The sequence below is a fragment of the Clostridium sp. CCUG 7971 genome (genome assembly GCF_017590215.1).
Lineage (GTDB): Bacteria > Bacillota > Clostridia > Peptostreptococcales > Peptostreptococcaceae > Faecalimicrobium.
Map to the genome: position 1 here is coordinate 1 of NZ_JAFFPK010000086.1, position 15,603 is coordinate 15,603.

Annotated in this window: 14 protein-coding genes; 4 read left to right on the plus strand and 10 right to left on the minus strand. The window is 27.0% G+C overall.

Annotation, left to right across the window (positions count from 1 at the left end):
* Positions 1-45 precede the first annotated feature (45 nt).
* The 3 genes from JWF52_RS11835 to JWF52_RS11845 all read right to left on the minus strand — a co-directional run bounded on the left by JWF52_RS11835 (position 46) and on the right by JWF52_RS11845 (position 2,482).
* Positions 46-1,077 (minus strand): M42 family metallopeptidase, encoded by a 1,032-nt coding sequence (locus JWF52_RS11835; protein WP_208333769.1) that lies wholly within the window; start codon positions 1,075-1,077, stop codon positions 46-48.
* Positions 1,078-1,148: 71 nt separating this feature from the next.
* Positions 1,149-2,195: a nucleoside recognition domain-containing protein gene (locus JWF52_RS11840; RefSeq protein WP_353654929.1), complete on the minus strand. Its 1,047-nt coding sequence runs from the start codon at positions 2,193-2,195 to the stop codon at positions 1,149-1,151.
* A gap of 20 nt (positions 2,196-2,215) precedes the next feature.
* Positions 2,216-2,482, minus strand: coding sequence for a hypothetical protein (locus JWF52_RS11845; protein WP_208333771.1), 267 nt, complete (start codon positions 2,480-2,482; stop codon positions 2,216-2,218).
* Between the two features lie 143 nt (positions 2,483-2,625).
* Here JWF52_RS11845 and JWF52_RS11850 point away from each other — a divergent pair, with 143 nt between their 5' ends.
* Positions 2,626-3,750, plus strand: coding sequence for an MGDG synthase family glycosyltransferase (locus JWF52_RS11850; RefSeq protein ID WP_286184132.1), 1,125 nt, complete (start codon positions 2,626-2,628; stop codon positions 3,748-3,750).
* Between the two features lie 27 nt (positions 3,751-3,777).
* On the opposite strand, the gene JWF52_RS11855 is transcribed toward JWF52_RS11850, so the two are convergent.
* From JWF52_RS11855 to mglB, 4 genes are all read right to left on the minus strand, one after another.
* Positions 3,778-4,617 carry a M23 family metallopeptidase gene (locus JWF52_RS11855; protein ID WP_208333772.1) on the minus strand — a complete coding sequence of 280 codons (840 nt, stop codon included), beginning with the start codon at positions 4,615-4,617 and terminating at the stop codon, positions 3,778-3,780.
* Between the two features lie 198 nt (positions 4,618-4,815).
* The gene (gene mglC / locus JWF52_RS11860; RefSeq protein WP_208333773.1) at positions 4,816-5,850 is read right to left on the minus strand and encodes a galactose/methyl galactoside ABC transporter permease MglC; all 1,035 of its coding nucleotides are present in this window, start codon (positions 5,848-5,850) and stop codon (positions 4,816-4,818) included.
* Positions 5,834-7,360: a galactose/methyl galactoside ABC transporter ATP-binding protein MglA gene (mglA, locus tag JWF52_RS11865; RefSeq protein WP_502711255.1), complete on the minus strand. Its 1,527-nt coding sequence runs from the start codon at positions 7,358-7,360 to the stop codon at positions 5,834-5,836. The genes mglC and mglA overlap by 17 nt, the downstream gene beginning before the upstream one ends.
* 101 nt (positions 7,361-7,461) lie before the next feature.
* Positions 7,462-8,499 carry a galactose/glucose ABC transporter substrate-binding protein MglB gene (gene mglB / locus JWF52_RS11870; RefSeq protein ID WP_208333775.1) on the minus strand — a complete coding sequence of 346 codons (1,038 nt, stop codon included), beginning with the start codon at positions 8,497-8,499 and terminating at the stop codon, positions 7,462-7,464.
* A 186-nt stretch (positions 8,500-8,685) separates the two neighbouring features.
* Between mglB and JWF52_RS11875 the strand changes: the two genes are divergently transcribed.
* Positions 8,686-9,303, plus strand: a complete 618-nt coding sequence (locus tag JWF52_RS11875; RefSeq protein WP_208333776.1) for a DUF3786 domain-containing protein — start codon at positions 8,686-8,688, stop codon at positions 9,301-9,303.
* A gap of 520 nt (positions 9,304-9,823) precedes the next feature.
* Here the strand turns inward: JWF52_RS11875 and JWF52_RS11880 are convergent.
* The gene (locus JWF52_RS11880) at positions 9,824-11,722 is read right to left on the minus strand and encodes a type I glutamate--ammonia ligase (RefSeq protein WP_208333777.1); all 1,899 of its coding nucleotides are present in this window, start codon (positions 11,720-11,722) and stop codon (positions 9,824-9,826) included.
* Between the two features lie 308 nt (positions 11,723-12,030).
* Here JWF52_RS11880 and JWF52_RS11885 point away from each other — a divergent pair, with 308 nt between their 5' ends.
* Positions 12,031-12,804 carry a 3'-5' exonuclease gene (locus tag JWF52_RS11885; protein ID WP_208333778.1) on the plus strand — a complete coding sequence of 258 codons (774 nt, stop codon included), beginning with the start codon at positions 12,031-12,033 and terminating at the stop codon, positions 12,802-12,804.
* Positions 12,805-12,824: 20 nt separating this feature from the next.
* Here the strand turns inward: JWF52_RS11885 and JWF52_RS11890 are convergent, their stop codons facing one another.
* Both JWF52_RS11890 and JWF52_RS11895 read right to left on the minus strand, forming a co-directional pair.
* Positions 12,825-13,151: a hypothetical protein gene (locus JWF52_RS11890; RefSeq protein WP_208333779.1), complete on the minus strand. Its 327-nt coding sequence runs from the start codon at positions 13,149-13,151 to the stop codon at positions 12,825-12,827.
* 177 nt (positions 13,152-13,328) lie between these two features.
* Positions 13,329-14,081, minus strand: coding sequence for an exodeoxyribonuclease III (locus JWF52_RS11895; RefSeq protein ID WP_208333780.1), 753 nt, complete (start codon positions 14,079-14,081; stop codon positions 13,329-13,331).
* Between the two features lie 287 nt (positions 14,082-14,368).
* Here JWF52_RS11895 and JWF52_RS11900 point away from each other — a divergent pair, with 287 nt between their 5' ends.
* Positions 14,369-15,589 carry a pyridoxal phosphate-dependent aminotransferase gene (locus tag JWF52_RS11900; protein WP_208333781.1) on the plus strand — a complete coding sequence of 407 codons (1,221 nt, stop codon included), beginning with the start codon at positions 14,369-14,371 and terminating at the stop codon, positions 15,587-15,589.
* The last annotated feature ends 14 nt before the right edge of the window (positions 15,590-15,603 follow it).

The following is a 15,603-nucleotide window of genomic DNA, read 5'->3' on the forward strand; positions in this document are numbered from 1 at the left end:
AAGCTATTTAAATATTTAAATAGCTTTATTATATCTTAGATAAATTTATTTTATATAATTTATAATTAGATTTATAGTTTCTTCTATTGACTTCACATGAGTTCTTTCATATCCATGTGATGCAAATATACCTGGCCCTATAAGTGCAAATTTTGCATTTAATCCAGCTTTTAATGCTGCTGTTGCATCTGAACTATAATTTGGGTATATATCTAATTTGTAATTTACATTATTTTCCTTACAAACATTAACGATTTCACTTATAAAATCATAATCATATGGTCCACTAGAATCTTTTGTACATATACATACATCATATTCTGTTGAGTTTTGACCCTCTCCTGGACATCCCATATCAACTGCTATAAATTCCTTTGTATTCTTTGGTATAAATGTAGCAGAACCATGTCCCACTTCTTCATAATTACTAAAGAAGAAGTTTATAGTATTTCGAGGTATTATGTTATTTATTTTTATATATTTTATAACATAAAGTATAGCTGCTACAGATGCTTTATCATCTAAGTATCTAGATTTAACATATCCTGAATAAGTAATTTTAGTTCTAGTATCAAAAGAAACAATATCTCCTATATCTATTCCTAAGTTTTTTGTTTCATCTTTTGAGAATACTTCTTCATCAATTAATATCTCGTAATTTTTGCAATCTCTTGGTAATTCTTTTGCCTCAGTTGCATGTATATGAATAGATGGTTTTATAGTTTGTAATGTACCTTCATATTTTTTATTATCTCTTGTGTGTATTAAGCAGTTTTCTCCTTCAATTGTATTCATCATGTATCCACCTATTTGAGATACTGCTAGCCTTCCATTTGCTTTTACTTCTTGTACCATAGCACCTAAGGTATCTATATGAGCTGAAAATGTAATTTCATTTTCTTTATCTGTTCCTTCTATTGTAGCTACTAACATACCTTTATTTCCAAGCTTATATTCTATATTCATATCATCTAATTCTTTTTTTATATAATTAATGATCTCTTTTGTATATCCTGTTGGACTGGGTATATTTAATAATTCTATTAAATAGTTTTCTATTATTTTAGTATTGTGCAAATTACTACCTCCTATATAATTCTATATTGTTTAAAATACCTGAATATTCTTTATTATTATATTTAAATTTATCAAGTTATGTACCCTATATAAAAATAATGTAATATAGAGTAAAAAATCATTGCTATAAACAATCTCTCTAAATAAGATATTATAAATTCAATTTTACTTATTTTAATTTCTGTACTTGAAATATACGCTATATTACTAGTTAGTGATGTACATGTTAGTAATGAAACTATCCCAATTAGAAATCTAGTTGTATATTCTATATTTTTATTCAATATGTCTATGGCTATAACATTATTATAAAATAAATTAACGCAAAATTCATTAAATTCATTTATACTTGGAATTTTTAGTATTTGAGATAGTGGATTTACTATATATTTAAGTATTTCAATAATAATATCTGTATTGATTATTGCATTTCCTATATATAAAATAATTACTATATTTGGTATTAACTCCATAACAATTTTTATAGATTCTTCAGCATTATTTAACATATATACAAATATACTTTTTGTATTTTTATTACTAAGATGCTTATCTAATCCTTTTTGAAATTTATTATCTTTATGTATAGTCTCTTTATATCCTGTTTTAATATAATATGATTTTTTCTTTTTATTTAAAGGATATATTCTACATAATATAATATTCATAACTATTGCTATAAATATACTGGATATTATAAAATCAAATCTATTTATATCTAACTCCTTAGATATATATATACTCATAGGAAATGATATTATAGAAAAATTTAGCATTATCATACAAGCTTCAACTTCTCTTAGTTTTCCACTTTTATATAATTTATTAGTCATAAAAAATCCACTAAAAGTATCTACAAATAAATATACCAATATATTTACCATACTTTTACCACTTAATTTAAACATTTTTTTCATAGTCCTTTGTAAATAGGATTCTACTATATCTAAAAGACCATATTCTAATATAAACGGCATAAATATTGCACTTATTGGCAGTACTGTAGCTACATTTAGAATAACCTCATTAATTAGAAGTAATACATTATCATCTAAAAAAATAATTGTATTTTTTCCATAAAATATATTTAATAATATTAAAATACTTAATAGGCGAATGTATAAAAAATTTTTTTATACTATTTTTTATCTTTATACGAAAATATAGATTTTAAACATCCTAGGGTAGTATATAAAACTATACAAAGTTCCAATAAAGGTCTTGCGTCTGTTTGTAATTTATATGAGAGATGATATATTATTGTTTGTACTTGTCCATTTGATTTTATTGGTATAAAAAAAATAATTAGGCCTATTATAGAGTATATTAATGACTTTAATCCATAGATAAAGTCATTACTTATATCTTCTTTTTTAAATTCATTTTTTGTACTTATATTCTCCATAACTTACACCTCTTTATTTATAAATGTTCCACTTATCATAAATATTTCCTTCTAAAATTAATAAGTTTTAATATGATTGATAAAATCCAATTTGAGAGGTATAATACTATAATTGGTAAGTTAAATCTAATAGAGGTGATAAATTGATTGAAAAAAATAAATTTAAGAATATTTTAATACTTACAGCACAATTTGGAGCAGGTCATATAAGTGCTGCTAATGCTATTAAAGACGCTATCTTGGAAAAAGATAGTACTTCTAATATTACTATTCAAAATTTTATGATTGCAAGCGCTCCAAAAGCAAATGATTCAATGGTGAAATTTTATGAAAGGAATACAAAGTATACTCCTGCTTTATACAATTATTATTATTATTTAAAAAAATCATTTGATTCTAAATATGATATTGCACATAGAATTTATACTCCAAAACTTGCAGATTATATTCTTGATAAAAATCCAGATTTAATTATATCTACATTCCCCCTTGCAGCTGCATGTGTAGATAATTTCAAAGTAAAATATCCTGATATAAATGTGCCTACATTAACTGTTATCACTGATGTAGTAGATTCTCTTGAATGGGTATACCCTCATACTGATATGTATTTTGTTCCTGCTTTAGAAATTAAAAATAGATTTGTTCAAAAGGGCATATCTCCTGATTCTATTAAGGTAACAGGAGTTCCTATTAATAAAAAGTTTTATGCGGATAAAAAAACATCCATACCTAATAAGAATAGGTTATTAATATTAGGTGGAGGTAGAGGTTTATTTGATATAAGTGAAGATTTTATGTATTGGATTGACGAATTTTTAGATAATTTCAAAGACTCTATAGATGTAACTATTGTTACAGGTAGTAATTCTAAACTGTATAACAATTTAACAGTAGAAAAACCACTTTCTAATATAAAAGTTTTAGGATATGTAAATAATATGCATGAATTAGTAAAAGATTATGATCTTATGATAACAAAACCTGGTGGTGCTACTTTGTTTGAGGCAATACATTCTCAAACTCCTGTTATAGTTAGAGTTCCTAAAATTGGCCAGGAAATAGAAAATGCTAGATTTATAATTGATAAAGGTGTTGGTCTTTTATATCATGATGAAGACGATTTAAAAAAACTCTTTTATAATTTACCTTCTGGGAAGTTTGAATCTTTAAAAGATTTTATGCAAGTAAATATAAGTAATTTTAAAAATACAATATATGCTGATAAAATTTCAGATTATATATATGAACTATTAAATAAAAAATAGAAGAGCCTTTGTCGGCCCTTCTATTTTTTATTTATTAACTGCATTAATAGGATTTATATTTTCATCATTTACTATTGTTTCAAAGTGTACATGATTTCCTGTAGAATCACCTGTTGTTCCTACCTTTGCTATCACCTGTCCTTTTTTTACTATATCCCCTTCTTTAACTACATTTGAAGTGTTGTGGGCATATACAGTTTTTTTACCATCAAAATGTTTAATTTTTACTACATTTCCATAGCCATTTTGACTCCCTGAGAATATTACTATACCATCATCAGAAGATAATATATCTGTATTCTTTGGTGCTGGTATATCTATTCCCCTATGAAATTTTACTTCTCCTGTTATAGGGTGTACTCTTTCTCCAAATGGTGAACTAATTTCTTTATAAGATTGAAGAGGCCATATACCATTTATAAATTGTAAATTATTTTCCTTTAAATACGCAAACTTTTCTTCTTCTATTGATTTTTCCAGTTTTATACTATCTATAACAAAATTTTCTAGTTGTTTTTCAAGTTCATATTTTGTACTTGCTAAACTTTCTATTTCTTCTTTTTCACTATAATTTTTATCTTTTAAACCTTCTGGAACAAAACTTACACTTACAACTTCTACACCGTTTTCTGTATATGTATTTTCTTTATTTTCTAGTTTTTCAATATTATTTTTCTTGGATTCTAAATTAGATTTTAAATCATTGATCTTTATCCTTAGCTCTTCTTGAGATTTTTTATTTTCAATTAATAAATCTAAGTTAGCTTTTTCATTTAATGCATATGTATTTATATTTTTATTTCCTAAAATAAAAAAACATATCGATAATATTATTAATATCATCATTTTACTTCTAGTTTTACTCATTATTTTTTCACTCCTTTTTCCACTATCTATTAATATTGACAAATTTTATTAAACTTATTACTTTTTTTGTATAAGTAAATTTATTCACTTAAAATTTATACTTTCTATTCAATAAAAAAAGCCCTCTAAAAGGACCTTTTTTATTGAATTTATTTATATGAGTGTTATGTTTTTACTAATTAATTTTTTATATGAATTTTATGATTTTTTAATATGTTTTCTAGTATCAAGTGCAACTGCTGCTATTATAATTAAACCTTTTACTATAAATTGTAAATAAGTACTTACTCCAATAAATGCAAGTCCGTAGTTTATAACTTGGAATATTAAAACCCCTGTTATAATACCACCTATACTACCAACTCCTCCTGCAAAAGATACTCCTCCAACTACACAGGCTGCTATTGCATCCATTTCATACATAAATCCTGTATTATTAGTAGCACTACCAACTCTAGCCGCTTCAAGTGATCCTGCAAGACCGTATAATACACCTGCTATTACATATATTATTATAATATTTCTTGCAACGTTTACTCCTGAAACTTCTGCTGCTTCTGGATTTCCACCTATTGCAAACATATTTTTACCAAGCTTAGTTTTATTCCATACAAACCACATTATTATAGAAATTACTATTGCGTATATTATAAGATATGGTATTCTAAAATCTCCTGTACCTATGTTTCCTTGAGCAAGCTTTGTAAATGCCGCGTCAAGACCTGCTATAGGTTGTGCCCCATATGGAGGTCTATCAAAGTATAGTGATGTTAATCCATATACTATAAGCATTGTACCCATAGTTGCTATAAATGGAGGCGTTTTAAGTTTTGCTACTGCAAAACCATTTAAAGCTCCCATAAGTCCACATAATATCATTGCTATTATTATCGGTACTATAAGTGGCATCTTTTGCAAATCAGGATACATACGATACGCATAGTCAGTAGCTTGTAATAGTGATGCTGATACAACTGCTGCTAAACCAATTATACGCCCTGCAGAAAGGTCAGTACCTTGAGTTACTATTATTCCACCTACACCCAGTGCAATTATTACACGTATAGATGACTGTGCTAATATGTTTCTAATGTTATTTACAGAAAGAAAACTTGGTTCTATAAATATTATTATAAATAATAATGCTACTAAAACTAATTGTATTGCATTATTTGTAATAAATTCTTTTATTGAATTTTTATTATTTATCGTTTCTTTAACTTGAGACTTCATAACTATCCCCCTCTAAAAACTTCGCTGATAATTTCATTATCTCTTCTTGAGTAGTATCTTTTGAATCGACAATTCCAGCAACTCTTCCATTACTCATTACTAAAATTCTATCTGTTACACCTATAAGTTCTGGCATTTCTGAACTTATCATTATTATCCCCTTTTCTTTGCTTGCAAGGTCATTTATTAATTGATATATTTCATATTTTGCACCTACATCTATCCCCCTAGTAGGTTCATCTAGCATAAGAACTTCAGGATTTGTGAGTAACCATCTGCCTATTATAACCTTTTGTTGATTACCTCCTGATAAACTTCCTATAGGAGTTTTTTGTGATGGTGTTTTTACATTCATAGAGTCTATTACCCATTTAGTATCTCCTGACATTTTCTTGTTTGATAAAAATAATCCATTAGATTTATAGGATTTCATATTAGATATAATAGAATTAAATTCTATACTTAACTGAGGGAATATTCCTGTGCTTCTTCTTTCTTCTGTAACTAGTGCAAATCCATTTTCAAGTGCACGTCTTGGATTTTTATTTTCAATTATTTTATTATGTAATCTAATAGTTCCCTTTTGAAGCTTTCTCATTCCAAATAAAGCTTCTACTATTTCGGTTCTCTTAGACCCAACTAATCCTGCTATACCAAGGATTTCTCCTTTTTTTAAGCTAAAGCTAACATCTTTTAAACCAAATTTATCTTCTTCTGTAAAATTCTCTACTTCTAATATTACTTCCCCTGGATGATTGTCTTTTTTAGGGAATCTATTAGACATATCTCTTCCTACCATCATGCTAATAATATTGTCTATTGTTAATTCACCAGCTTCTTTGGTATCTATTAGTTGACCATCTCTCATTACTGTTACATAATCAGATATTTTTAATATTTCTTCCATTTTATGTGATATATATATTATAGCTACGTTATCTTTTCTTAATTTATTTATTATTCTAAATAAATGTTCTACTTCTTTTTCAGTAAGAGATGATGTAGGCTCATCCATAACAATTACCTTTGAATCATAAGATACGGCCTTTGCAATTTCTACCATTTGCATTTGTGATACAGATAAAGAGTTTACCTTTTGACGTGGGTCTACATTAATATCTAAATCTTTAAATATTTTTATTGTGTCTTCATACATTTTATTTTCATCTATAAATAGCCCACGTTTAGGATATCTTCCTAACCATATATTATCTAATATATTTCTTTGTCTAACCTGATTTAGCTCTTGATGTACCATAGATACTCCATTATCTAAGGCTTGCCTTGTATTTTGAAAATTGATTTCTTTACCATCTAGAAATATTTGACCTGAGTTTTTTTGATATATACCGAATAGACATTTCATTAATGTTGATTTACCAGCTCCATTTTCACCCATTAAGGCATGAACTGTTCCTGGTTTAACATTTAAGTTTACATTAGATAAAGCCTTTACTCCTGGAAATTCTTTCGATATATTTTTCATTTCTAATACAAATTTATTATTTATATTTTCCAAAAGTTGCGCCTCCTTTAGACGTAACCAAGAAGATTAATTTAATCTTCTTGGTTTATTAGTACTATTTAGTTACTACTTAATTATGTATTATATTATTTTGCATCTCCTATATTTTCTTTTGTTATTCCAACATAAGGAACACGAAGAACTTTATCATTTAACTTCCAATCAGTTCCTTCAACTACATCTTTACCAGAGGCAGCATTTACAGATAAATCTATAACAGCTTTACCTTGATTTACAGCATCATTTAATACGGTTCCTATTACTTTATCACTTTCTATAAGAGTTATTATTTCTGGTATAGCATCAACTCCTACAACTGGCATAAATTTATCTCCTGAGAAATATCCTTCTTTTTCAAGAGAAGCAACTGCACCAGAAGCCATACCATCATTATTACAAATTACAAATTCTATTTTATCTCCAAATTTAGCTAACCAAGCATCCATTTTTTCAGTAGCTTTTGCAGCATCCCACATAGCAGTATCCACAGCTAACTCTTCTGTCTCTATTCCTTTTTCATTTAATGTTTTTATAGAATACTCTGTTCTTGCCTCAGCATCTGGGTGCCCTGGTTCACCTTTTATCATTACATATTGAATTTTTCCATCTCCATTTTTATCCCATTTTTCCTTGTTTGCATCCCATTGTTTAGCCATAACTTCACCTTGTATAACGCCTGATTCCTTTGAATCTGTTCCAACATAATAAGCTTTATCATAACTTTCCATAGCAGCTTTATCTGGTTCTTTATTAAAGAATATTACAGGAAGTTCTGCAGCTTTAGCTTTTTCTATAACTGTAGTTGCAGCTTTTGGATCAACTAAATTTATAGCTAATACCTTAACACCTTTTGCTATCATTGTATCAATTTGTTCTAATTGTTTTGCTTGATCATTTTGCGAGTCATTGATTATTAGTTCCGCTTTATCCTTTGCATTTGACTCTAATTCTCTACGTACTGCAGACATAAAGTTATCATCATATTTGTATATTGTAGCACCTATTTTTGGAAGGTCTGATGCTCCCTCACTTTTACTGCCTTCATCAGATGATGAACTACACCCTACAGCTGAAAATAACATCATAGCAGCCATACTTAGTGCTAAAACCCCTCTTTTATTCATACAAATACCCCCTAAGATAATTTTTAAGATATAATGTAAATATATCCCTATAAAGTGTTTTCCTAAACCTTATGTAAAACGTTTTCTTAATTTTATTATAAAACGTTTTCTATACATTTCGCAATAAATTATCTATAGTTTTTCTATATTTTTAGAATTTTTAGTCTATTAGCGGGAGGTAAAAATATGAATTATGTAAAAAAAAATAACTACAATTTAGCTCTTGACTACTCTAGAGAAAAAATTAAAAGTCTAGACCCTTATAATACAGCTAAGTTAAGTAATATTATATTTAATAAAGATTTATCTATATTTGAAATTAACATTATGAATAATACGTTTACTATGGAGTACCCAAGTGGCAAAATCTTAGAAAAATCTAATAATTTAGAGTTAGATATTATAATTACTCGCTATTTATCAAATGCAATGGGTGCACTTCCTACTAATAAATTTATTACATTTAAAGAAATACCTGGTGGAAACGTTTACTATAATAATTTTCTAAATAGAACTATAAAAAGATTAGCTTATGAGTTTTCTGATTGTGTAGACAAGTATAAAACTTTTATGGATAATTTAGGGGCTGAAAAAGTAAATATGGGTGATTTAGCTTATAAATTTAATTTTATTGGTAATACTTTTATGATATTTATTATTTGGTTTGAAGATGATGAATTTGAGCCAAATGCAAATATATTATTCGATTCAAATATAACTTATTATTTTAATACAGAAGACTTAGCTGTAGTTCCTGATATAGCTATTGATTTAATTTCAAAGGGGATTAAAGAACAATTTTAAATATATTATTTATTCACATATTTAATATATTTAAATATTATATAGTAATAGGAAAAGGGGGATTTATAAATGATTAAAGATTTGGCTATTTTATCTGGTTTTATATCCTCAGTGTTTATATTATTATATACTTTAATGTACTTATTTAGAGATATTTACTATATATGTAATAATTTAAAACTAAAAAAAATCATCAATAAAATATTACCTGTATTAACTAAATACAATTCGTTCTTTATATTGATGATTTTGATATTTGCTATAATTCATATATTAGCTCTTTATAGTATATATGGTTTTTTTATTAATACAGGATATGTTATTATATTTGTTCTAATTTTTATAATTAAGTTTAATTTTTTCCCATCAAAAAATATAATTTCTAATTCCTCAATTAATATTTATGCTTACTTATTATTTATAAGCTTGCTAGTTCATTTAGTATTTAAAATATGATAGTTGAAAATTATAATTTACTTAAAATAAAAAAGAAGAGTTATACTCTTCTTTTTTATTTATATTAATATATGTTTTTCTTATATTGCATATATAACTTTTCTATTTCTTCCATCTCAGTATTTAATTCAAGTTGCAACTCAGATACTTTCTTATAATCCTTGCACTCTATCGCATCTCTTATTTGAGTAAATAATGATGTTTTAGTCAACGTATCTTTCATTACCTTGAACTTAATATCTGATATTGAATTCCACACTACTTCATCTAATGCATCCATATTTTCTTTATTATGTAATTTAACATACGAAACTATAGTCTCTTTATCATCTTGAATTATTCTATTTTTTAATTCTTTAGTCCATCTATCTATAGCACCTGCTTTAAATGAGTTGATTATAGCATCATTAAATACATCCCCTTGTTTTAAAGCTTCTAATTTATAAGAATAAGTTTCTAAATTTTTCATAGTTTCATATACAGTAGCTGGTGGTGCTCCAAATCTTTCATTTCTTTCTTCTAATGAATAATGTTCAAATACATCTTGTTCATCTCTGTATGCTCTATTTTTATCTAGATAGAAACTTTCTTCCCCTACATCTTTAGATAGTTCTTTTTCAAGTTCCTTTGTATTTAATTTACTTTTAGCAGCTGCCTTTATACCATCTAACATTGTTTGGTAACATCCTGCTATTACTAAGTAAGTATTTGATAAAGGATTTGGAGCTCTTAGTTCAAGCCTTACTGATTTTGGACTTTTTATATCTCTTACTAAACCAACAAGTACAGATCTATTTCTTGATGGTACTTCATAAGAATGTCCTAAAGATGTAACTATACAAACTGGAGCTTCAAATCCTGGTACTAATCTATTAAATCCATCATTTGATGATGTTACTATTGGACTTAATACTTCATAATTGTGAAGTATACCCATAAGCGCTCCGTATCCTATCTCACTTAAGTAATCTTCTTTCATATCTTTTGGTGCAAATAAGTTCTTTATGCTACCATCTTTTAATTTAGCACTTACACCTACATGAGTATGTTCTCCGCTTCCAGCTACTCCATGTATTGGTTTTGCTTTGAAAGTGACTTCTAATCCGTTTGATGCAAAAACATCTTCAATAACTTCCCTTGCTAGTAATTCAGTATCTGCTGCTTGAAGTGGCGTTGAGAATTTCCATGAAACCTCTAATTGTTCCATTGCATGATTCGTTTTACCATCTATGCTTATAGAACGATTTATACCACCAACTTCTTTATGAGCCATTTCTGGATTTACATCTAATTTTTCAAGTAATATTAAACTTTTCTCTAAGCAAGTTCTTATAATACCATGAGTTCTTTTCCAATATTGTTCTTTTAAACTTTGCGATACATATAATTTTTCTAAATCAGCTTTATCTTCTGGAGTATTTACCCAAAATTCTAATTCTGTAGCTGATGTTAATATTATTTCCTCGATGTCTGATACATCTTTTATTCCGATATTATTTATAAGGTGGGGATATTCTTTAAATAATTCTAAAAGAGATTTTTTAAAGTTTTTCTCTGCCTTTTTAAGTACACCTCTTGAACATACTTTTTTATTATCATGTATTAAAAATGCAGGTATTTTTAATGTACCTACTGGTAAGTTAAGTTCTTCATCAATATGTTCAAAATTATAATCTATATACCATTTACTATCAACATCTGGCATTAAATCTACTTTAGCATTATTAAGTGTCGCTATATTATGAAGCTCAACACTAGATCCATCTGTTTGTATAGCTGATTCTAAAAAGTCATCTATATCATCTAAAAACAATTTCATTGGTATCTTTTCATCTGTTGCATTTCCTCCTAGGTCTACCCCCATTAAAGAAACAAACTTGATGTTTTCATTTTTACTTAAAATTTCTCTTAAATCTTTTTCATTATGATTCTCTTTTGCTATAGTGTATAATAATTTTTTCATATTACCACTCCCCCAATCTATTGATATAATATTTTATAACTTAATAAAAAGAAACATGTCTTAAGATACTTTTTTATGGTTTCGTATACTTTCTTTGTATATACATTTTTTGTTCGCTTATTTATTTATACTTATTATATATTAGCGTTAAAAAGTTCGCAATATTTTTATTTGTAATTATACATATCATTTCTACAATAATTTAACATTTTTATAAATATAGGGTATACTAAAGAGTAAGTATTTATTTTACTTTATAAGTTAATTTATTATATAATTAACATAAGATAATTTAGGAGAAAGATGCCATGGAATATATAGTTTTTGATTTAGAATTTAATCAAGGTTTTGATAAATCACTTAATAAAACTGTATCTAATGAAAGATGTCCTTTTGAAATAGTACAAATTGGCGCAATTAAATTAGATAGTAGTTTTAATATAATAGATACATTTAATAGTTTTATAAAACCTGAAATATATAAAGGAATTCATCCTTTTGTTGGAAAAATGACTGGAATTACAATGAAAGATGTTTCAGATGCACCAGGATTTGTTCAAGTTTATAAAGATTTTAAAAAATTTATATCTTCTAAAGAACCGATTTTATGTGTATGGGGAACTGGTGACTTAAAAGAGTTATACAGAAATATAAAGTATTATGATTTACCTTCAAAATCTTTACCTAAGGAATATATTAATATTCAACAACATGCGTCTCAGCATTTCAATAACCCTGTTGGTAAAAGTATAGGTCTTCAAAATGCTATAAATATCTTAGGTGTTAAGCAAGAAAAATCTTATCATAATGCATTAAATGACGCATACTATACTGCACAAGTTTTTATGAGAATTTATAATCCAAGTATTGTTCCTGATACTTATATATACACTACTGTTAAGCCATCTAGTGTTAAGCGTAGTCCTAAGAAAGTAGTTGATTATGATAAATTATTTAACGAGTTTAGCAAAATTTTAGATAGAGAATTATCTAAGGAAGATAAAAAAATAATTGATCTTGCTTATAAAATGGGAAAAACTAATCAATTTTTAGTAGAAGCTACAAAATATAAAAAAAGATAGACTATAAATAGTCTATCTTTTTATATATTTACAAATAACATCTTTATTAATTCATATTGAGCAAATTCTACACTTTTAATTTCTTTCTTAGTTTCTCTACTGTATTCATTGTTTCCAATAAAAATATCTACATCTCCTACACTAGCGTACAATCCATCTAATATTTTCATAAAGTCATTTACTTTAACACTTTCTTCCTTTGACCTTAAAAATGTTATATTTTGACTTTCACAATCTTTATAAATAGAGCCTACCCCACATATAAGACTATCTTCTTTTATATATACAACTTCTGCCCCTAATGATTTTCCTTTTTCTAATTTATGTTTAAGATCTAATAACTTCATACGTATCCCCCTAATTATAAAAATCCGCTTTAAGCCAAATATGAGTAATCATTTTTGTTCTCACTAACATATATTGCCTAAGCAGCGTGTTAGCAAAACTTTTCAAATCTAGCGGTTCGATATTATATTATATTAGTACATATGATTTTTTATTAATTATTTTTTAATTTTTTATATTTATTTAATAACTAGCTCTACCGGACAATGATCTGATCCTAATATTTCATTATGAATATCAGCACTTAATAATCTATCTTCTAATTTATTAGATGCTACAAAATAATCAATTCTCCATCCAGAGTTATTTTTTCTTGCATTAAATCTATATGACCACCAAGAATATGCTCCTTCTTTTGATGGGTTAAAGTGCCTATAGGTGTCTATAAACCCTTCTTTTAAAAACTCACTGAATTTATTTCTTTCTTCATCTGTGAATCCTGCATTTTTTCTATTAGTCTTAGGATTTTTTAAATCTATTTCTTCGTGAGCCACATTTAAGTCTCCACATACTATAACCGGCTTTATATTATCCAACCTAACTAAATAATCCCTAAAATCATCTTCCCACTTCATTCTATACTCAAGTCTCTTTAACTCGCTTTGTGAATTTGGAGTATATACTGTTACAAAATGAAAATCATTAAATTCTAAAGTTATAACTCTACCTTCAGTATCATGTTCTTCTATGCCTATTCCATAATACACATTTAGAGGTTTTTCTTTTGTAAATATAGCAGTTCCTGAATAACCTTTCTTTTGTGCATAATTCCAGTATTGATGATATCCTTCAAGATCTAAATCTATTTGACCTTCTTGAAGTTTTGTTTCTTGTAAACAAAATATGTCTGCATCTACTTCCTTAAAATAATCTAAAAACCCTTTAGTTACACAAGCTCTTATCCCATTAACATTCCATGATATAAATTTCATTTATTCCTCCTTAGTTTAACTATCTTTATAAAAATTATATTACCCAATTCTTATCATAATCTATCATATAGTAATGCATTTTGTAAACTTTTATATTTTAATTAATATATAGCTTATTTAATTTTTCTATAAATTAAATAAACTATATATTGGTGATTTTTTAGTACTGTATACATTGGCTATATTGCTACTTTCTAGGTGATTTTTAATTTTAATTATGCTACTATAAACTTGGATACGCATTATAATTTTAGTCTTCTATATTAATTTAGTAGGGGGTATTTTTAATGAAATATTCAAAGAGAGTTAGTTCTATGCAATCTTCTCCAATAAGAAAGCTAGTTCCTTATGCACTTGATGCAAAATCTAGGGGAATTAAAGTTTATCACTTAAATATAGGTCAACCAGATATTAAAACTCCTAAAAGTTTTTTCGACGCAGTAAAAAATTTTGATAACGAAGTTTTAGAGTATGCTGTATCACCTGGCATTCCTGAACTAATAAAAGCACTAAAAGACTACTACGCTACATACGATATGTATTTTGAGGATGATGAAATACTTGTCACAAATGGTGGAAGTGAAGCCTTACTTTTCACCATGATGGCTATATGCGATCCAGGAGATAATCTACTAGCCCCAGAACCTTTTTATACTAACTATAACGGCTTTAGCCAATCTATTAATGTTGATATAAAGCCTATTACTACTAACGCTGAAGATGGTTTTCATCTTCCATCTAGAGATTATATAACATCCTTAATTACCCCTAATACTAAAGGTATCTTACTTTCTAATCCAGGCAATCCAACTGGAACAGTTTATACAAAAGATGAAATATATATGATAGCAAACTTAGCTATCAAACATAATCTTTGGATAATAGCTGATGAAGTTTACAGGGAGTTTGTTTACGATGGTCTTGAGTATACAAGTTTTGGAAATATAGATGAAATAAAAGATAGAGTTATTATTATAGATAGTGTATCTAAAAGATATAGTGCTTGTGGAGCTAGAGTAGGATCTATAAGCTGTAAAAACAAAGGACTTATAGCTGAAATACTTAAGCTATGCCAAGGAAGACTTTGTGTTGCTACCTTAGAGCAAGTCGGGTCTACCCAGCTTTATAAAACTTCTAGTTCTTATTTTGAAGAAGTTAATAAAGAATATGAAAATAGAAGAAATATGCTATATAATGAGTTAATGAAAGTTGATGGAGTTATATGTAAAAAACCCACTGGTGCATTTTATATATTAGCCAAATTGCCAATTGAAAATTCAGAAGATTTCGTCATTTGGATGCTTAAAGATTTTAGCAAAAATGGTGAAACGGTTATGACATGTCCTGCTGAAGGTTTTTATGCAACATCAGGCCTTGGCCGTGATGAAATAAGGATTGCCTATATACTTAATGAAGATGATTTATTGAAAGCTGCAACATTACTTAAAGAAGGTCTTGAAGAATATATAAAATTATTTAATAAAAAATTATCTAATTCTACTAATTAAATAAAAAAGCAACC

What these genes read in the sequence shown, in the direction of transcription:
- JWF52_RS11895 (WP_208333780.1), bottom strand. Translation starts at nt 14,081, where the DNA reads ATGAAATTTATATCATGGAATGTTAATGGGATAAGAGCTTGTGTAACT.
- JWF52_RS11845 (WP_208333771.1), bottom strand. Translation starts at nt 2,482, where the DNA reads ATGGAGAATATAAGTACAAAAAATGAATTTAAAAAAGAAGATATAAGT.
- JWF52_RS11855 (WP_208333772.1), bottom strand. Translation starts at nt 4,617, where the DNA reads ATGAGTAAAACTAGAAGTAAAATGATGATATTAATAATATTATCGATA.
- mglC (WP_208333773.1), bottom strand. Translation starts at nt 5,850, where the DNA reads ATGAAGTCTCAAGTTAAAGAAACGATAAATAATAAAAATTCAATAAAA.
- JWF52_RS11880 (WP_208333777.1), bottom strand. Translation starts at nt 11,722, where the DNA reads ATGAAAAAATTATTATACACTATAGCAAAAGAGAATCATAATGAAAAA.
- JWF52_RS11885 (WP_208333778.1), top strand. Translation starts at nt 12,031, where the DNA reads ATGGAATATATAGTTTTTGATTTAGAATTTAATCAAGGTTTTGATAAA.
- JWF52_RS11875 (WP_208333776.1), top strand. Translation starts at nt 8,686, where the DNA reads ATGAATTATGTAAAAAAAAATAACTACAATTTAGCTCTTGACTACTCT.
- mglB (WP_208333775.1), bottom strand. Translation starts at nt 8,499, where the DNA reads ATGAATAAAAGAGGGGTTTTAGCACTAAGTATGGCTGCTATGATGTTA.
- JWF52_RS11900 (WP_208333781.1), top strand. Translation starts at nt 14,369, where the DNA reads ATGAAATATTCAAAGAGAGTTAGTTCTATGCAATCTTCTCCAATAAGA.
- JWF52_RS11890 (WP_208333779.1), bottom strand. Translation starts at nt 13,151, where the DNA reads ATGAAGTTATTAGATCTTAAACATAAATTAGAAAAAGGAAAATCATTA.